We start from the raw sequence: 19,573 nt of genomic DNA on the forward strand, positions 1-19,573 counted from the left end.
GGGTTTGGAATGTTAATGGAATGGGAACCTCAATAATTATTAACACCGGTAGTTTGCTTGGAGGTAATGGAGGAGCAGGGGGGGGATGGTTTTGCTCTAATTGGCGGAGGTGGTGGCGGTGGGGCTGGTGGTTACGGGGCTATAGTTACAGGTGGTGGTATGAATATTAACAATGGTCAAATTATTGGTGGTCTGGGTGGTAACGGTGGTAATGGTGCTATTCCAGGTGCTTCTGGTGGCGATGGTGGTATTGGTGTGCAGTTCGATATACCTGGTGCCTTTCTTATTAATACCGGCATTATTAGTGGGGGTAACGGTGGGGTTGGTGATTCCTCTGGTATCGGAGGTGTTGGTATTATCGGGGGTGGTCTTACTCTTACTAATTCGGGCACAATCAGTGGCGGTCTTGGTGCTGCAGGTGCAGGGGCTCGTACCAATGCGATTACTTTTTCGGGTGGTGGTCCTAATGCCTTGGAATTGCAAGCAGGTTCTTTGATCACCGGGAATGTTGTAGCGTTTAGTAGTGCTGCTGATACATTACGTTTAGGAGGAACAGCGAATGCTACGTTTGATATGTCAGCGATCGGCCCCAGTGCGCAATATCGAAACTTTGGTAATTACGTAAAAACAGGCAGCAGTACCTGGACACTGATTGATTCAAGCAGTATCACAACCAATTGGCAAGTAAATGCAGGGACATTGCAAATCGGCAATGGAGGTACAAGCGGTAGTATTCAAGGCAATATTATAAATAATGCAGTTGTGGCATTTGATCGTTCTGATACGGTGACTTACGGTGGTGTGATAAGTGGTAGTGGTGGCTTAATTCAATTGGGTACAGGGACATTAGTCTTAACCAATGCCAATACGTACACGGGTGAAACAACAATAGCCAATAGCACTTTGGCATTGGTAGGCTCGGGTTCTCTCTCATTCACTGTTAACGTAAATTTAACTGTTCCTGGCGCTACATTTGATATATCAGGCTCTTCCTCACCGCAAACTATTCAGGATTTATCAGGTGTTGCAGGGTCATTTGTTAATTTGGGTAGCCAGACTTTGATTGAAGGAACTGCTAATTCGACGCTATTTGCTGGTGAAATTATTGGTAGTGGAGGGAGCTTTGTCAAGCAAGGAACAGGGACCTTAACGCTAACTGGTGATAATACTTATACAGGGTTAACAACTATTACTGCAGGTACGTTACAACTAGGCAATGGAGGGACAAGTGGCAGTGTGCAAACTGACATAGTGAACAATGCAACCTTGGTGTTTGATCGTTCAGACTCATTAGCCTATGGAGGCGTTATTAGTGGCACGGGGAATTTAATTCAGGCGGGTGCTGGTACCTTAATGTTGAATGGTAACAGTTCAGGTTTTATGGGGACAACCAATGTAACAAACGGCATTTTGGCGATTAACAATGCGCTAGGGGGTGATTTAATCGTGGATCCTTCCGGAACTCTAACAGGTACTGGTGTATCTGGTAGTATTGGAAGTACAGCAACGATAAATGGCCACATTCAACCTGGAGGTTTTTCTTCGATAGGTACATTGACGTTTAATGGGAATTATAATCAGTCAGCCAGTTCCGTTTATGATGTTAACATATTAGGTAATGCACACGATTTTATTAATGTGTTAGGTAGTGCAACGCTAAGCAATAGTGCTTATGTGAATGTAATTAATGACGATGGCATGTATGCAGTAAATACCTCCTTGCCTATTCTCCATGCTGCGAATGGAGTTATAGGTGAATACAACCCGACAGTATTGCAAGTTGCAGGACGTCCTTTTTTAAATTTATCATTGTCTTATGGACCCAATGATGTATACCTCAACATCATGCGTAATGCGATAGCCTTCGCAACATTTGCAATAACACCTAATCAGGTTTCTGTAGCGAACGCGTTAGATAGCATAGGGGTGTTAAATCCCAACAATCCTTTGTACATAGCGATGACCAATTTGTCTGATGCACAGACAGCACAGTTGGCCTTTAATAGTTTATCAGGTCAAATTCATGCAGCAGCCATGAGTGCTTATGTTGAAGAAAGTCGCTATGTCCGCGATGCGGTGCTCAATCGTCTGGATAGGGTGTGTAGTGAGGGAGAATTATTAGTTTCTTCATCAAAGAAGCATTGCAGGGAATCTGGATTATGGTTGGAGGGTTATGGCGCTTGGGGCAAGCTTTCTACTCCAACAGCGAACACCGCGTCACTAGAGCGAAGCAATGGGGGAGTATTCATTGGTGCGGATACAACCATAATGAATCAATGGCAGACGGGTATTGTGAGTGGTTTTGGTGAAACGGACTTGAGGATGCCGGCTTTAAGTTCGCAAGGTGATAGCAATAATGCGTATTTAGGAATTTACACAGGCACTCGTTGGTCAAGACTGGCTTTTCATGTGGGTGGAAGTTATGAATGGCATCGCCTACATATCAAGCGCATAGTAGCATTTCCTGGTGTTTTTGATTCACTTCATTCGCGCAATCAGTTACCCACTCGACAAGTATTTGGTGAATTAGGCTATGATTTTTATGCAAATAGGTATCATCGTGTGGAGCCGATAGCGCAATTAGCTTATATAGATGTTCGTAGCAATTCATTTCATGAGTATGGAGGAATTAGCGCATTGAATGGCTTTAGTGTGTCAGACAAAATGGTTTATAGTACGTTCGGTGTACGGTTTAATGGTTTACTTTGGCAAACGAATCAATTCGTATGGCAAACACGTGGTTTAATAGGATGGCAACATGCCTATGATGCGATTAACCCAACGTCGTTATTTGCATTTAGTGGCAGCAATCCATTCGCTATTACTGGCGTGCCGATTGCTCGTGATGCAGCTTTGATTGATACAGGCATTGATATGAGTACACACAATGATCGTTTACACTTTATTGTCGGCTATTTAGCTCAGATAGGTGGTAAAACTCAGGATAATGGTGTTCAAGGTACAGTGAACTGGCGGTTTTCTTAAGGCTTTGAATCACACAGGTTAAGTGATAGCTTCATGAGGTAATGTATTTAAACCAAATTAGCATCACTTTATCATGAACTTCTATAAACCTAATCTATCTGGCATTTGAAACTGCCATAAGGAATGGCTTTTAACTCAAGATAGACAACCCTTAAATCAAATAAACTTGGACCGAAAACGTCTCATGCTCATATTAGCCGCGGGGGGAATAGCAATATAAGGTTGCTAACTTCGACGTGATACTACTCGCACATTGATTTAAATAAACAGAAAATGTATTATATGTTTAATATAAGTACATATGTGGATTTTTATGCCTAAGCTAAGTCTTTCTCAATTAACATTATTACCAGATGAAATTTTATTAAAAATAATAGAAAAATTTTCAAGAAGAGAATTATCAAATCTAGGTACAGTAGATAAACAATTACTTGAATTGTCTCGAGATAAAACGTTTTGGCAAGCTAAATTGCAACAACATTTTCCATTTGTGAATGTTAATGAAGATGAACCCAATTATTATGACATTTTTTGGCAAAGTTATCATTCCTCCTACAGTAAGTTAAACAAAGTACAGAGAGAAAATTTTTCAAAGATTAAAGAAGGTGATCATTTATTTTTGGAATCGATTTCCGACATTGATTTAAAAATTAAAGATAAAGAAAACTACAGTATATTAGACTGGTTAGCATATAGAAAAGAGCAAAAAACTTTGGATGATCTTTATTCTCGGTTTTTAAATCCGTCATCTACATTGGATTCTCAACTGGTATGGGCTGTACAATGTTATCAGAGTATAGAGACTATTGAGAATATTTTAGGAAGATTTCCCATAGTTGAACAAAACGAATCCTTCAAGAAAATGCTTATGAACATTATCTCTGGTACTATAATTCCATCACTTAATTTTGAACAACTTTTGGAATTTCTAAAATATTATAAGCGCCACTTTATAGGTTTTTATCCCGAACTACTTAAAAATTGTGTATGCAAGGCAATTCAGTTAAATAACTTAAACGTTATTACTTCTATCGCCACTTTAGAAACATTTAATGAAGATGAACGAGATACATTTTTTATCTATGCTTGTCAAACAGGCCAGTTAGATATTATCAACTATTTTCTCAATGAGGGAAAAAAGCAGTTTTCGCCAAGCGAAAACGCTTGGACTAGCGGATATGGTCTTGCCCGAGGAAACGCTCATTGGCATGTGCTTCATTATTTTCATTTCTCATCCTTAGAACACCACGAGTATTTTGCACAAAACATAGCATCATTATTTCCCGACATAGCGCATGCAACATCATTAGATAAGCTTAAGGAATACATAGAATTTTTTAAAATGGATAGGACGGCTATTAATAGGATTGCAGGTGACATAGCTGCGAGCGGGCAATTAGAAACAATTCGTTATTTATGTGCTGAAAAACTTATTGATGTTGAGGGAGTAAATCGTGCTTTGGAAAAGGCAACGGAAAAAGGGCATTTGGCAATTATCGAATACTTATGTAATGAATCCGAAATTAAGCCTGATGATGAAGGAGTTAACAGTGCAATAAAAAAAATTCATGAGACCACCAAGGAACGTTTTACAGGCTTATTCTCCTTTTTTTATAACCGTTACCAAGCTCAACAATATCAAGAATCATACGACCATATTTTTTATGAAATTGCTAAGCGTTCTTGTATCTTTAGAGGAACATTGAGTCAAAGCAAAGAACTTGAATTTTTAGTCAAAAATGATACAAGGAATGTATTTAGTCAGCGAGCAATTATTGAATCTTTAAAGCACTGCTTTCAATGGATCATTAAAAACCCAGAGGACCATCAAAACCTATGGAATATAGTTAAAAGTCTCACAATTAAACTAAATGAGAGGCCTTCTGAAGAAGTTATTTTATCTGTTATTAATAAGTCTAAAGAACGGAAAAATTGTGATCTTTTCAAAAAGGGTTATCTTTTATATGCAAATTATTACCCCGAAAAAATTAAATTAGAAAGAAGTAAATCGGGACCATCTATAACTTCTGAAATGCATACATGGCTTAAAAATCTTCAGAACACTCCGCACAGTTATTCGGTAATTGTGAATCAGAGAAAATTAGAAACCAAATTAGATAAAGCCTTAGCTCTCCTAAATGATTATACAAAAAATGATTCAATGCTAATGCGCTTTTTTCATGGACACTTCAACCGCCACCACACTCGAGAAGTTTCTTTGTTAGTTAAAAAATTTATGCAAAATCAAAATAAAGCTTCCCTTGAAGCACTAATAAATGATTTGGATAAGATAAAATTGTGCAATCCTGAGGGTTCTCTGGCAAGGCGAATTCAGTACATTAAAGATCGTCTCGCTACGGATTATACATCGACAACGGATAGTTTTACGCAGAACTCCGTAGGTGCGGATACAGTTCGCTTGGTATCATAGTTTTTGAAAAATCAGTAATGGTATTGACATTTTTGGTGGATTGTCTAATAACTACAAATTAGATAAATTGCTTACCTATAGAGTTTTCTGTCATCTTCTGAGATTTAATCCCGGATACATAGAATACTGATATTATTTATGATTTATTTGAGTGCAGGAGATAATATGGAGTTTTCAAGCCGTTATGTAGCACATGTTACCGACGCTCAAGGGTATATAAATTATTCAGCACAAGAAAATAAAGTTTGGAATATTTTATTTGAACGACAAATGAAATTGATACCCAATCGGGCATGTGATGAGTTTATTTCAGGATTGAAGGCTTTAGAAATTACCTCACAGAGTATTCCTCAACTTCCTGATCTGAATAAGCGTTTAAGCGCAATAACAGGCTGGCAAGTTACTCCTGTTGCCGCGCTAATTTCAGCACGTGATTTTTTTGAATTATTAGCGAAAAAACATTTTCCAGTAGCTACATTTATTCGTGTTGAAGAGGAATTGGATTATGTGAAAGAGCCGGATATTTTTCATGAGATTTTTGGGCATTGTCCCATGCTTACAGATCCGGTTTATGCTGAATTTGTGCATGATTATGCGTGTAAGGTCTTGGATTTTCCTGAATATGACTGGCCTTTATTACAGCGAATGTTTTGGTATACCGTTGAATTTGGTTTGATCCAAACGACAAAAGGATTGCGTGCTTACGGTGGTGGCATTCTCTCTTCGATTAGTGAGACTGTATACAGTGTTGAGAGCGATGTTCCTTTGCGTGTATTTTTTGATCCAATCGTTGCATTTCGCATGCCTTATCGCATTGATATGTTACAACCAGTTTATTTTGTGATTGATAATTATCAAGTTTTATATGATTTTGTATTATCTGATATCAGTACTTTATTAGTGCGCACGCGTGAATTAGGCGAATTTCCGCCGCTTTTTTCAGTTGAGCCGGGGAATCCGAATGTTCATATCCTCGCTTGTTAGTATTTAAGAATTTGCATAAGTTTGACCAAAATTATGCGGAATAGATCATATTTTACTCGCTAAAATTCGCCTCTATTGTAATGCATGTCTAGTCTTGCTAACATCGACTTTCATGCGTTGGTCATTGGCGTGTAGGCCAAGGAGCATTTTGTTGATTAAAGTACTAATTGTTGATGACCATGCATTGGTTAGAATGGGGATTCGACGATTACTCGAAGATTTGTCGGATATTGATGTTGTTGCTGACGCTGAAAGTGGTGAGCAAGCTTTATCTTTGGTAAAATTGCATGTTCCAGATGTAGTGCTTCTCGATATGAAAATGCCTGGCATTGATGGCTGGGAAGTGACTCGGCGTTTAAAAAAATCTAATTCCCATGTGAAAGTTATTGCTGTAACGGCAATGAGTTCTGATGTATTACCTACACGGGTATTGCAACTTGGGGCTATGGGTTACTTGACTAAAGAGTCAGGTGCTGAAGAAATGGCTGCTGCCATACGTAAAGTAGCGAAAGGGGAGCGTTATCTCAGTGCAGAAATTGCGCAAAAAGTAGCAATTAATAGTCTGCAAGAAGCTCAAAGTTCACCTTTTAATATGCTTTCAGAGCGTGAAATGCAAGTCATGCTGATGATTACCAGCGGCATGAATGTCCAAGACATCAGTGACCGCTTATTCCTCAGTTCCAAAACGATTAATGGTTATCGTTATCGTACTTTTGAAAAATTGGGCATTAAAAACGATGTGGAGCTAACTTATTTGGCGTTAAAGCATGGAATTATAGAAAATCCCATCGATTTAGCTTCGGATGATTGACTATAATTTATTAAATGAGTACTCAAAATTTTTCTCCAGAATTGGTGCAGTTTCTTACGAAATTGCCTAATGAGTCTGGCATTTATCGTATGCTGGACGCGGAAGGTATTGTGCTTTATGTCGGTAAGGCATCCAATCTTAAAAAAAGGGTATCCAGTTATTTTAATAAACAAAATGCTGGGGCAAAAACACGCTCTTTAGTGAGTCAAATTACGACAATTGAAATTTCGGTAACGCGCAGTGAAACGGAAGCATTACTTTTAGAAAGTAATTTAATCAAAACCTTACGTCCTAAATACAATGTACTTTTACGTGATGATAAGACTTATCCTTATATCCATCTTTCTAAGCATTCCCACTTTCCACGTATTGAGAGTTTTCGCTCGAAAAAGAAACCTTTATCAGGCAATTTTTTTGGCCCTTATCCCAGTGTTACAGCGGTTAAAGATACCATCGTGATTATTCAAAAAGTATTTAAACTACGTAATTGTCGTGACAGTTATTTCAATACGCGTTCTCGCCCATGTTTGCAATACCAGATAAACCGTTGTACTGCACCTTGTGTAGGTTATATTTCAACTGAAGAGTATCAACGCTCAGTGCGAGATGCGATCCGCTTTTTACAAGGCAAAAGTCAGCAACTCCTTGATGAGTTAGCCACACGTATGGATAAAGCAGTCCAAGAATTAAATTTTGAAGAGGCAGCAGTGCTTCGCGATCAAATTAAAAATCTGCGTTTAGTGCAAGAGCAACAAGGAATGATGCAACTTAATGGTGATGCTGATGCAATTGCCATTGAGGTAACTCCAGGTTTTGCTTGCATTCAATGCGTTACCATTCGTGAAGGCCAAGTTATTGCTAGCCAAAGCTTTTTCCCCTCAGTTCCACAGCAAAGTCTAGAAGAGGAACTGAGTTTGGCCGATTTATGGCAACAAGCCTTTGATGCCTTTATTAGTTTTTATTATTTAGATACGCCAGAACGAATTCCGCCATTGATTATTACTCATCATGCCTTAATTGATCATCAGGCTTTGCAAGAGTTATTAAGTCAACAGCGTGGCAAAATCTGTAAAATCCAGACTAACCCACGTGGAACCAAATCACGATGGTTGGATTTTGCTATGAATAATCTACGAGTTGCTATTGCCGAATTTGTCAGCAAACATTCGACTATGCATTCGCGTTTTCAAGAATTGGAACAATTTTTAGGTTTGGAGAAACCAATAGAACGGATGGAGTGTTTTGATATTAGTCATACCCAGGGAGAAGCAACAATTGCTTCTTGTGTGGTTTTTGATCGCGAAGGACCAAGTAATAGTAATTACCGGCGTTTCAATATCGAAGGGATTACCCCAGGAGATGATTATGCGGCAATGGAGCAAGCGCTTACTCGCCGTTTTAAACGATTACTTGAGGCACAATCATTACCTGATGTATTAATTATTGATGGAGGTAAAGGACAAGTGAGTGTAGCGCGACGAGTACTTGATTCACTTAATGTTCACGACGTGTTTATACTTGGCGTTGCTAAGGGTCCTGAACGCAAGGCTGGATGGGAAAAATTGATTTTAGTTCACGAAGAGCATGAAATCAGTTTATCCGATGAATCTAAGGCACTTCATTTGTTGCAACATATTCGTGATGAAGCCCATCGATTTGCAATTACTGCTCACCGTAAAAAAAGAAATAAAAAGCGTCTTGAATCTACTTTGGAGGATATCGAAGGAGTCGGAGCAAAACGACGACAAACACTCTTACATCGTTTTGGTGGGATTCGTGAATTGTCGAAAGCACCTGTGGAAGAAATTGCCAAAGTTCCTGGCATCAGTGAACATTTGGCTTTACGCATTTATCATTATTTTCATGCCCAAGAAGTCTAGAATAATATTGGAGTAATACGCTTTTTTTAAGGTTGCTAATGAACGTCATCAAATAGTCATATTGCTATAATGGAAGTCAAAAAATTCAATTTAAATAGGAGTGATGAAAATGCTTCAGTTTTTTCGAAAAAAACATAAAAATTCAGTGAAAGAGGAAGATCCTAAAAAAGATAATAAAAATAAAGAAAATATGAGTTCTGAAAATACCCCCTTAACCAGGGAGGAGGAAAAGGCTCTGGAGGAGACATCTTATGGTTATGGGGCAACTTCAGTCCCTTATGGTAATTAATAGGTTAGAATTTCGGACCTGCTTATCTATGATTTCTTTTCAACCACAAGAAATATTATAATTTAGGAGTTCGTGATGTGTCTGGGGAATAAAAATTGTCTATGTCATTTGTTAAGGTTTACTATTCAAAATGACACTGAGGAAAATGTTAAATCTTTTTTCAAAAATAGAGGTAGTGAAGAGATTTATCTTTTTTTAAAAGATGCTTATCAGTTGCAAAAAGCCACCAACGAGGAAGTATTTAGAAGATGCTTACATTTTCTTTGCAAGCAATTTATTATTGGTGGAATGATTCATGGAAGACGCCTGCTTAATTTGGATGATAAAAAAAAGACAGCTTTTAAGAATGAGTATGATGCTTTTATGGAAGGAGGCTCTAAAAAAAATATTGATAAGGCTCTAAACACGCTTATTAATTCCATGGAAAAGCTCTCTTATGAAAATTTTGCCACTCAAAAAGACTTTAATCATTATCTAACGCCCTATAATAAAACTGAAGATGATCATCCTGATAATGAAGAAAATAATGAGCCTTCAACAATTACAACTTCTTATGGGTTGAGCTAATTACTAAACGATAGGATTTTTATCTCTCTATTTAACTAAACTCATTATTAATCGTGCACAAGGTTTCATTCGTTTTGCTACGCTCTCGGCTTGTTCGCAGAATTTAGCGCTATTGAGCGATTATTGGAACGAATAATGTGATTATTTTTGCATAAAATTTAATTGTGAAATTTAAATTATATGATGCTCTGGACTTTATTGTTTGTTTTTAAATGTAAATTGCTGGCAAAAATAAAGAGATTGATACTAAACTTAATTTATATCTGCTCAAAATAATAATTTTAAATGTAACTTGAAATTTAAGCACAAATCTTGCATGTAATAATAAAAAAGAGAGTTAGGGGGCGGCATATGAAGAAAATACTATTAACCGCATGGATAATGCTTATGGGGGCTGTAGCCAATGCAGGTTTCTATGGAACGGGCTTATGCGGCTATCCACAGTATGATTGCATCAAAGTAGAATCAGGGCAAACTTGGGAACGTTTATTTCCGGATCCCGAGAAACGCGACATTGTGCAACGAATCAATCGTACCTACAATCATTTATGGGCAGGAAAGGTCATTGCTGTTCCTAAGAACTTAGCTTATATCTCTATGCTTGATGTATCTCCTTTTCCACTGAAACTCTCAGATGATCACCAAAAAGAAATCATTATCGACCAGGATAAATTAGCTTGGGCAGCTTATGATACGCAAGGAAATTTAGTGCGTTGGGGGCCTATCTCTTCTGGAAGAGACCGTTGTTCTGATTCAAATCGTTCTTGCCGTACCTTAACTGGAATTTTCCGAGTATTCAGTAAAGAAAATGAAAAATGTACCTCTGATGTATTTCCTATAGGTAAAGGGGGCGCAAAAATGCCTTATTGCATGTACTTCCATAAAGGATTTGCGTTGCACGGTTCTGATGATATCCCAGGAGTTAGAGCAAGTCATGGCTGTGTACGAATGTTTATTGAAGATGCTAAATGGTTAAACCATGAGTTTGTTGAATTATCAAGCGAACGCAACAATTTTATGGGAACTGTGGTGATTGTTCGCCCCATCAATGACAGTGAGAAAATATGATGAATAACCTGATAAAATTCGCTTCGGTTTCATTAATGCTTTTGCTAGGGCTATCATCCATGTCGTTGGCAGCTGATAAAGCCAAAGGTAATGCTGAAGATGCATTGCAAAAAACAGCAAAAGAAGAAGCACGGTTTCCAATCGGTTGTACTCCTGTAGGTTATGAACAACGCCTTAAAGTATTGTCTTTATTCCCTGGAAAAGAAGGAGCCTTACAGTCACTCTATTTTTTATATAATAAATTGCCACAAACTATAAGTCTTTATCAAATGCTGGATGAGGACAGCGAATATTCAACGCGTGTTAATCATACCATTGCTCCCAATCAATGGGCAGCTCTGGCTACAGGGCAGTCTCAAGTACGATTTATTTGTACTTTAGGTGATGGTAAACAATCTTATGGCAAAATTGTGGACTGTGCGGATGCCATCAAAGTATGTGAATATGTGCATGTAAAATTTGGATTAAATAATAAAGGTAATTTTTGGGTATCAGATGGTAATACAAGAAACGGCGCCGTTAATGATGTAGTACATTACGGAATAATACCTGGGGTATAACTCCAAATTCAGCAATAAGACTTGCTGTGTTGAATTTGTATTTGAATTGCCATGTAAAGAGGGAGAATGTTCATGAAATCGCTAGTATCTTGGGTATTTTTATTAGCAGCAACAGCGAGTCAAAATGTTTTAGCTGATGATTTCCGCGCCTATCGATTAGGCAATTATAATAAGGCAACCGAATCTTTACTAAGTCAAAGCGGCAAAAATCCGGTTGCTGATTATTACTTAGGCCGTCTTTATTTTTATGGATATGGGCAGTTAAAAAATACTCAATTGGCGATGCGCTATTTTACCCAAGCAGCACAAAAGGGATATTTACCAGCCATTCAGATTTTGGCGAAATACTCTTTATTGCATGATAAAGATCCACAACAGGCTGTAGCCTGGTTCAAGCGTGCAGCTGCTGCTGGTGATGTAAATGCACAAATGTTTATGGCAGCAGCCTATTTATATGGTATTGGCGTGAAGAAAAATCAAGATTCAGCCATTCATTATTATATTGATGCAGCAAAAAATGGTAATGCCATTGCGCAATATACCTTAGCAGAAAATTTCCTTGAGAGCCGCCATGCAACCAATAATAAGCTAGGCCTTATTTGGTTAACTAAAGCGGCCAATAATAATAATCCTCAAGCATTAACTAAGCTCGGTACTTTTTATCTTTCTGGTAAAATGGTTGATAAAGATGTAGTGAAAGGCATGAGTTTACTTAATCAAGCTGCTGCTCAAGGTTTTGCACCAGCAATGGTAGGATTGGGTAGAGCTGAATTAGAGCAAAATAACAAAGAGCAAGCGCAGCAATGGTTTGATAAAATTTTAAATTATCAAAATGATACTGCTTATTTAGAGTTAGCAGACATTTATTTGGATAACAAAACCCCAGTTTATGATCCTAAAGCAGCATTTTTATGGACTTTGAAAGCCGCACAAAATGGTTCAAGCGAAGCGAAGCGTCAATTAGCCAAATTTTATACTAAAGGTATTGGTGTAGAGGTTGATCTTAATTTAGCCAAACAATGGCAAAACAAAGCCACACAGGACGATAAAGATAATAGTCCTAATAAAGCTTTAGCTTTAGCTGCTTTGTGGTTTAGCAATGGGACTACGGATAAAATAGAGCAGACTGCGTATCAAATGAATGGTATATTTACTGCTTGGAATAATCCCGCAGTTTTAGGCGATAATTCTTATAACCAAGCGCCCAAATTAACAACTATTTCTCGTCATTTTATTTTTAAACCTCAGTTTGTTTTAATACAACCTAATGAAGTGCCAATTACTAGTTATTATGATGCCCTGATGGACAAGAGTGAAGAAGGTACTCAAGATAATCAATGGACCTATCCCGTTTATCCTTTAAATTCACAAGTAGCAGATGTTGTTCGTATTAATAGTCCAGTCGTAGCACATTTAGATTTACCTGCTCCTTATCTTGATGCTTACTATCCAGAATCTAATCCGGAAGTAGGCATGATGGATCAATGGCTGGAAGGTTGGCAACGACATGTGAATTTCATGTCTGTGTTTTATAGTCTTTATAATCGTGCCATTTTAGGTGATGCTCAATCACAATTTGAAATTGGACAAATGTTCCAGTATGGAATTGGCGTGGCACAAAACGATGAATCAGCTATCGTATTTTATCAAAATGCAGGGCAACAACAACATTTGGGTGCTGAATATAATTTAGGTATTTTATATTTACAGCATGCAAAGAATAAAAATGATTATGTGCAAGCTGTTAACGAATTGACAGATGCTGCTTTTAAAGGCAATAAAAAATCACAATATGTACTTTCAAGAATTTTGACGAAAGGGATTAGTGGCCCAGAAGGAGCTCAATACATTAAAGCGGATCCAGAACAAGCGATTGCAATGTTGTATTTAGCTGCTGCTAGTAATTACGGTCTTGCTGAATATGACCTGGCAAATCGCTTGGCAGGTGAATTTAATGGTGGTATGAGTATTGAAGCCAAACAGCATAAAGTAACATTGATTCGTCAATTGTATCAAGGCGCGGTGGACCACGGTGTTGCAAATGCCTTTTTACCGCTCGCATTTTACAACGCTATGGAGCAAAATCCTCAACGTCAGGCAGAGGCGTTTGTTGTTGCTAAAGACGAGGCTAATGGTGGCAATGATAAAGCGGCCTTATTGCTCGGATTGCTCTATGATCGTGGCATTGGTGTTAATCCAGATTTTAAAGAAGCAATGAAGTGGTATCAACAGGCTGGCCAAAATGCAGTAAGTCAATTTATTTTGGGTACTTATACTGTAGAAGGCAGGAGAGTTGAGAAAAATCACGATAAGGCAATGGCACTACTGCAACAATCAAGCAATGACAAGTTTTCTTATGCTGATTTCAATATGGCTGTATTGCAACAGCAAGCAGGGAAAGAGTTTTTACCTGATTTAGTTAAAGCGTATGAATTGGGTAATAGTCATGCGGGCATCGTGTTGGCGGATTATTATTTAGCAGACAGTAAAAGTTCCGATAATATGAAACAAGCTCGTCAAATTTATGAAGGGCTGGCGCAAAAAGGCGACCGAGATGCACAACTTAAATTGGCTTATATGGATGAAAAGGGCTTAGGATCTGCTCCAGATATGACAAGTGCACAACATTGGTACACAGCAGCTGCCGAGCAAGATAATATTGTGGCTGACTATTTACTAGGCCAATTCTATCAGCTTGGTGCCAATGGCGTGCCTGATTATAATTTGGCGAAACAGTGGTACCAAAAAGCAGCAGCTGGTTTGCCAGAGGCTTCTGTTGCTTTAGGTTTTCTCTATGAAACTGTTGATGATGATTACCCCCAAGCATTAAAAGCATATGAACAAGCTTCCACTAAAGGCAATCCGATTGGGACTTATAATTTAGCTTTGATGTATCTCTATGGTAAGGGTATTCCAGTAGATTTTGGTAAAGCGAAGGAATTATTCACGCAAGCGGCTGATAATCACATACATGAAGCCATGAATCAATTAGGGGGTATTTACTTCAAAGGTTTGGGAGTTGCCCGTGATGAGCAGCAAGCTTTGGCCTGGTATAAAAAAGCTGCCGATTTAGGGAATGCTAATGCTCTTTATGAACTGGGCTTACTTTCGGAAACCGGAGTAACAACCAAGATGGATTTTAGCGCCGCACTGAAATACTATCAGGCAGCTGCAGACAAGAATAACGAAAAAGCGATGCTGGCTTTAGCGCGCATGTATCGATACGGTTTAGGCGTGAGCAAAAATCCAAAAATGGCGGCTGAGTTGTATCAGAAATTGGCTTCTCGTCAGAATGCTTATGCTCAATATCAATTGGCTACCTACTATTTGGATGGAACTGCAGGAGAGCTTTCTCCAGCTAAAGGAAAACAATTATTGCAACAAGCAAGTGAGAATGGCAGTCCACAGGCACGAAAAGCTTTACAACGTATGGAAGCTCAGGCGCAGGCAAAAGTAAGCTTTATTGAGCCTATAGTGTTGAATAAAGCTCCCTTTATTGCCGGAGAAGCAGTTAATTTAATGTATTTAGAGGCATTAAATGTTTGGGATCGTGGTGATGAGCTCTTATCACGTATGATGTTGCAATATCTGGTGACTCAGCACCCTGATTTTGCGCCTGCAAAGCATGTATTTGAACAAGTAAATCAAACAAAAGCAGGAAACTTCTATAGTTAATCCGTTTTGTAGATTTGGACTTTGTTCCAAATTTACAATTTATATAATCTTTTTCTTGCATCCTTTCTCTATTTGATCAATAAACCATGAAAATGGATGAGTATAGAATTTTTATTGATAATATTAGGAGTAAGATGATGGCGCATTTAGTAACCATATGCACCTTTCTTCCAGAATCTGGGAGCAATTTTTTTGGGCATACTGGAATTATTTTATCGGTATTAGATAAACAGACAAACCAGGTGAGGGTTATTGATGCATTAGGTTTTTATGGTGTTCCTGCTGCGGATACCTCAACGCATTGGTATACGCAGCTTCTAAAGCTGCTGAGTTTGGATTTAGATATAAGTGGTAATCACGGATGGTTAATCCATGAAGAAATTCGCTTTATGGATCTTGGGCAGGGATTGTGCGGAAATACTTTTGAATTGACTGAAGAAGAATTCAACCACTTACAAGAAGAATGTGACAAGCGTTTGACTTTGCAACAGCAGGCAGTAGATGAATATGCTAAGGAGCATCATTTAGAAGGGAATTCTAGTAAACAAATCAAACGCTATTTACACGAGAAATATTCCAGAATTATTTTTGCTGAAGAGAAAAATAAAGCTAAAGAGAATGGAACAGAACCCCGATTAAAGCCTTTTGATTTTATTTTATCATGGAACTCTTGGCGGCCGACATTATTAACTTCACATACCTGCAAAACTGAAGCAGTAGACATATTAAAAACGGTACTCTCTGATGCAGAAATAAAACCTTATCTTGCGCATACTTTTCCGCGAGCTGTTAGTGGTGGTATGGAATATATTTACCTTCACAGTTCAGGTCCACTAAAAGAGCATATTAAAGAATCTCAACAACGCGTTTATTTCCGTGATCGTGAAACTCCAGGGGTTAAACTGACTTGGACGATTCCTCCGCAGAATATTAGTGCTTTACCAGAAAGCAAAATTAAGTCTCTTTTTGCTATTGATGAGGAGTATTGTGATGAGGTGAAAGCATTAGCTAGCAAATTGCAACGTTTGGAATGGCTATTTCGCAATGCTGAATTTTCAGCGGAGCATGAATGGTGCAGAGGAAAGTTATTAGCGCGAATTATTGCCGGTTATCGTACTTTTTCAGTGTGTCAAACTGCAGGAAAAGATGAAAAACCTTCTGGTGTACGTGGTCTTGCATTTTGGTTAATGAGTATTCCGAAAAATAAAGAGCAAAAAAATTGGCAAGAAAAAATTAATAAGGGCAATTTCCTCATTAATTGTCTATATACGGCAATTACGGAAGGGTGGCGATTTGAGCAGGGAATGGCAACAAATAATAATCCATATACGTTAGGTATTTTAGCTTCTTATCTTTCTGTCTCAGAGCAGAAAAAATTATGCCAAATAATTAACAGAACTTATGTTTCACCAGAGCTTTTGGCTCATGACGAACATGAATACGATGAATTGGCCTTAGATTCTCATGCAGAAGAGGATTATTTCCAACCTGCACTATTTGGTTAATTGTTTTTAGCTCAACGTACTGAACCGGCATAAAGTCGGTTCGTAATAGCAGGTGAGGATGTCATTTCGAGTAGCCTGGTTCTTTGAGGTAAATATCAACAAAGGCTCTAACCTTTTAGTAGCTCAGATCAAGCTTGAACCTTGAACTATTACACATTAACAATGACATATTGCTGATCGCTAATTAAGGTTTATTATTTTTATTTTCAAGTTCTTTATGGCAATCGCACTCAATTTTGAAGGGTATTAAAAAATTAACTAGCTCGCGCAAGCGCTCATTCACGTGAACGTACGCCTGCCCGCTTGCGTTTCCGAAATAATGTTGCCTCCAGTAACCACTTTTCAGTAGAATACCACCACCAACTTGTGCCCATGAATGAACTCATAAAATGCAGTATTTTGATCATGAAAAGCTTGATGTATATCAAAAAGCTATTGAATTTGTTGCTCTCATTGAGTCCATTGTAAAGCAGTTCCCTAAAGGACGCGCTTATTTGATTGACCAACTACAACGAGCAGGTTCCTCAGTAGTACTTAATATCGCAGAAGGGCTCGAATCACTTCGGGAACGCAAGCGGGCAGGCGTACGTTCACGTGAATGAGCGCTTGCGCGAGCTAGTTAATTTTTTAATACCCTTCAAAATTGAGTGCGATTGCCATATCAAGTTCTTCTACATTTTTTGCATTATCATTTGCAGCATGTGAATTGCCTTAGTGATTTTTAGAGGCATTTTATTCGTGAGAACAGGTCAGAAGCATTAAAAAAACCTCTAACCTGCTGTGCAAGTCAATTGTTTTGTATTCAGATAATAAAAAATCCGAGATTAGGCAGCCATTGCTTTTACACGAGCAACGAGACGGCTTTTGATACGTGCTGCTTTGTTCTTGTGAATTAAACCTTTACCGGCAGCTTTATCAATAACAGGTTGTGCTTTTGCATAAGCTGCATTTGCTGCTTCTTTATCACCAGATTCAACCGCTTTTAATACATTTTTGACGTAAGTACGAAACATAGAACGTGCGCTGGCATTGTGCTTACGCAGTTTTTCGTTTTGGCGAGCGCGTTTGATCGCTGATTTAATATTTGCCACTTAAAAATCTCCACTCATTCAGACAGTACAAAAGATGGTAATCTTGCACAATGAGTTAGAATTTGTCAACATAATTCTGTTTTAAGATTATGTAACTTTAACTATTTGGGTATATTATAAGGCATCTTTTTTAAATTGATAAAAACATGTCCGCTACGAAAACCGATATTATGATCCCTAAACGGCAGAGTTTATTACGTTCAACAACCCTTGTTTCACTAATGACGTTTATTTCACGAATGGTTGGGTTTGTACGTGATATGGCTCTTGCTAATTTTTTTGGTGCTCAAGCAGGAATGGATGCTTTTTTTGTGGCATTTCGTATTCCTAATTTTATGCGTCGTCTTTTTGCCGAAGGAGCTTTTTCCCAGGCTTTTGTTCCTGTACTTGCTGAATATCAAAAGACTCGTAACCCTGAAGATGTTCGTACCTTTATCGCACGTATTGCTGGGTATTTGAGTTCTATTCTGACTCTAGTGACTACTTTAGGGATGGTGGCTTCTCCACTTATTGTTTTGTTATTTGCTCCAGGTTTTAGTGAAGACAGTAGCCGCGCCACTTTAACTACGGAAATGCTACGCATTACTTTTCCTTTTCTGATGCTGGTGTCGTTAACTGCTTTTTCCGGTGCTGTATTAAATACCTATGGTTATTTTGCTGTGCCTGCGTTTACGCCGGTATTGTTAAATATAAGTATGATTTTGGCAGCTCTTTATTTATGCCCGCATTTATCCCAGCCAGTAGTCGGTTTAGCATGGGGGGTGTTGATTGCGGGTATAGTGCAGCTATTGTTTCAATTGCCATTTTTATACCAACGCAATTTATTGATAAGGCCGCGAGTGGTTAGAAATGATGAAGGCGTCAATAAAGTGCTTAAGTTAATGGTTCCCGCTTTATTTGGTGTGTCTGTCGGCCAATTAAATTTAATGGTGGATAGTATTTTTGCTTCGTTCTTAAAAGTAGGTAGTGTTTCTTGGCTTTATTATACAGACCGATTGGCTGATTTTCCTTTAGGAGTGTTTGGGGTTGCTATTGCTACTGTAATTCTTCCTCATTTATCACGCCGTCATGCAGAACAAAGTACCGCTCAATACTCGCAAGCCCTGGATTGGGGATTACGTTCTATTTTACTCATAGGAATTCCAGCAGCGATTGGCTTATGTTTATTTTCTATGCCGTTAATTGCCAGTTGTTTTGCTTATGGTAAATTTACTGTAGCTGATGTGTTGCAGACTCAAAAAAGCTTAATCACTTTAGGAAGTGGCGTGCCTGCTTTCATGATGATTAAGGTCTTGGCTTCTGGTTTTTATGCTCGCCAAGACATTAAGACTCCTGTTAAAGTCGGGGCTCTTGCCATGATTCTCAATACGGCCCTTTGTTTTATATTTGTTTGGCATTTTGCTCATGCAGGGCTGACTTTGGCTTCTGCTTTAGCAGGGTATATGAATTGTGGAATTTTATTATTTTTATTAATCAGGCGAGGAGTATTTAAACCATCGCCTGGTTGGTTGAAATATAGTGTACAATTAATATGTGCTAATGCTGCAATTAGTGTCTACCTTATTATTATGAATGGAACTGTTGAGTATTGGCTAAATTTTTCTGCGGTAATGCGTTTGTGCTTATTGTCTGCCCACGTATTAGCAGTTGTGGTAATTTATTTATTGGTATTAGGTTTAACTGGACTTAGACCTATTCATTTCCGTGGTCAGATGAAGGAATAATTA

14 protein-coding genes are annotated in these 19,573 nt (G+C 38.2%); 13 read left to right on the forward strand and 1 reads right to left on the reverse strand.

The genetic code is table 11. From position 1 onward, the window contains the following. Positions 1 to 66: 66 nt before the first annotated feature. The 12 genes from QM652_RS09130 (at position 67) to QM652_RS09185 (ending at position 17,357) form a co-directional block, all read left to right on the forward strand. Entirely contained in the window at positions 67 to 2,985 is a 2,919-nt protein-coding gene (locus tag QM652_RS09130; RefSeq protein ID WP_415075027.1) for an autotransporter domain-containing protein, read from the forward strand. A 301-nt stretch (positions 2,986 to 3,286) separates the two neighbouring features. Then, a complete protein-coding gene (locus tag QM652_RS09135) occupies positions 3,287 to 5,416 on the forward strand; it encodes a DUF5617 domain-containing protein (protein ID WP_415075029.1) in 2,130 nt (709 codons plus the stop codon). Positions 5,417 to 5,581: 165 nt separating this feature from the next. Then, positions 5,582 to 6,400, forward strand: coding sequence for a phenylalanine 4-monooxygenase (gene phhA, locus QM652_RS09140; RefSeq protein WP_415075031.1), 819 nt, complete (start codon positions 5,582 to 5,584; stop codon positions 6,398 to 6,400). A 151-nt stretch (positions 6,401 to 6,551) separates the two neighbouring features. Further along, positions 6,552 to 7,211, forward strand: coding sequence for a two-component system response regulator LetA (letA, locus tag QM652_RS09145; protein WP_415075033.1), 660 nt, complete (start codon positions 6,552 to 6,554; stop codon positions 7,209 to 7,211). Between the two features lie 14 nt (positions 7,212 to 7,225). Continuing rightward, on the forward strand, positions 7,226 to 9,091 hold the full coding sequence (uvrC, locus tag QM652_RS09150; RefSeq protein WP_415075035.1) for an excinuclease ABC subunit UvrC: 1,866 nt from the start codon (positions 7,226 to 7,228) through the stop codon (positions 9,089 to 9,091). A gap of 109 nt (positions 9,092 to 9,200) precedes the next feature. After that, positions 9,201 to 9,380, forward strand: coding sequence for a hypothetical protein (locus tag QM652_RS09155; protein WP_415075037.1), 180 nt, complete (start codon positions 9,201 to 9,203; stop codon positions 9,378 to 9,380). Positions 9,381 to 9,455: 75 nt separating this feature from the next. Then, the gene (locus QM652_RS09160; protein WP_415075039.1) at positions 9,456 to 9,947 is read left to right on the forward strand and encodes a hypothetical protein; all 492 of its coding nucleotides are present in this window, start codon (positions 9,456 to 9,458) and stop codon (positions 9,945 to 9,947) included. 351 nt (positions 9,948 to 10,298) lie between these two features. After that, positions 10,299 to 11,015 (forward strand): L,D-transpeptidase, encoded by a 717-nt coding sequence (locus QM652_RS09165; RefSeq protein WP_415075041.1) that lies wholly within the window; start codon positions 10,299 to 10,301, stop codon positions 11,013 to 11,015. Further along, entirely contained in the window at positions 11,015 to 11,575 is a 561-nt protein-coding gene (locus QM652_RS09170) for an endopeptidase IV (RefSeq protein WP_415075071.1), read from the forward strand. The genes QM652_RS09165 and QM652_RS09170 overlap by 1 nt, the downstream gene beginning before the upstream one ends. 72 nt (positions 11,576 to 11,647) lie before the next feature. Continuing rightward, positions 11,648 to 15,250 (forward strand): tetratricopeptide repeat protein, encoded by a 3,603-nt coding sequence (locus tag QM652_RS09175; RefSeq protein ID WP_415075043.1) that lies wholly within the window; start codon positions 11,648 to 11,650, stop codon positions 15,248 to 15,250. A 134-nt stretch (positions 15,251 to 15,384) separates the two neighbouring features. Next, a complete protein-coding gene (locus QM652_RS09180; protein WP_415075045.1) occupies positions 15,385 to 16,755 on the forward strand; it encodes a hypothetical protein in 1,371 nt (456 codons plus the stop codon). Between the two features lie 389 nt (positions 16,756 to 17,144). Continuing rightward, entirely contained in the window at positions 17,145 to 17,357 is a 213-nt protein-coding gene (locus tag QM652_RS09185) for a four helix bundle protein (RefSeq protein WP_415075047.1), read from the forward strand. A gap of 222 nt (positions 17,358 to 17,579) precedes the next feature. Here the strand turns inward: QM652_RS09185 and rpsT are convergent, their stop codons facing one another. Then, positions 17,580 to 17,846 carry a 30S ribosomal protein S20 gene (gene rpsT, locus QM652_RS09190; protein WP_415075049.1) on the reverse strand — a complete coding sequence of 89 codons (267 nt, stop codon included), beginning with the start codon at positions 17,844 to 17,846 and terminating at the stop codon, positions 17,580 to 17,582. 146 nt (positions 17,847 to 17,992) lie between these two features. Here rpsT and murJ point away from each other — a divergent pair, with 146 nt between their 5' ends. Beyond that, on the forward strand, positions 17,993 to 19,570 hold the full coding sequence (murJ, locus tag QM652_RS09195) for a murein biosynthesis integral membrane protein MurJ (protein ID WP_415075051.1): 1,578 nt from the start codon (positions 17,993 to 17,995) through the stop codon (positions 19,568 to 19,570). The last annotated feature ends 3 nt before the right edge of the window (positions 19,571 to 19,573 follow it).

Source organism: Legionella sp., assembly GCF_047605385.1.
Classification (GTDB): Bacteria; Pseudomonadota; Gammaproteobacteria; order Legionellales; family Legionellaceae; genus Legionella.

Coding starts and splice junctions, on each gene's coding strand:
- QM652_RS09130 (WP_415075027.1), top strand. CDS start 67: ATGGAGGAGCAGGGGGGGGATGGTTTTGCTCTAATTGGCGGAGGTGGT.
- QM652_RS09135 (WP_415075029.1), top strand. CDS start 3,287: ATGTGGATTTTTATGCCTAAGCTAAGTCTTTCTCAATTAACATTATTA.
- phhA (WP_415075031.1), top strand. CDS start 5,582: ATGGAGTTTTCAAGCCGTTATGTAGCACATGTTACCGACGCTCAAGGG.
- uvrC (WP_415075035.1), top strand. CDS start 7,226: ATGAGTACTCAAAATTTTTCTCCAGAATTGGTGCAGTTTCTTACGAAA.
- QM652_RS09155 (WP_415075037.1), top strand. CDS start 9,201: ATGCTTCAGTTTTTTCGAAAAAAACATAAAAATTCAGTGAAAGAGGAA.
- QM652_RS09160 (WP_415075039.1), top strand. CDS start 9,456: ATGTGTCTGGGGAATAAAAATTGTCTATGTCATTTGTTAAGGTTTACT.
- QM652_RS09165 (WP_415075041.1), top strand. CDS start 10,299: ATGAAGAAAATACTATTAACCGCATGGATAATGCTTATGGGGGCTGTA.
- QM652_RS09170 (WP_415075071.1), top strand. CDS start 11,015: ATGAATAACCTGATAAAATTCGCTTCGGTTTCATTAATGCTTTTGCTA.
- QM652_RS09175 (WP_415075043.1), top strand. CDS start 11,648: ATGAAATCGCTAGTATCTTGGGTATTTTTATTAGCAGCAACAGCGAGT.
- QM652_RS09180 (WP_415075045.1), top strand. CDS start 15,385: ATGATGGCGCATTTAGTAACCATATGCACCTTTCTTCCAGAATCTGGG.
- QM652_RS09185 (WP_415075047.1), top strand. CDS start 17,145: ATGCAGTATTTTGATCATGAAAAGCTTGATGTATATCAAAAAGCTATT.
- murJ (WP_415075051.1), top strand. CDS start 17,993: ATGTCCGCTACGAAAACCGATATTATGATCCCTAAACGGCAGAGTTTA.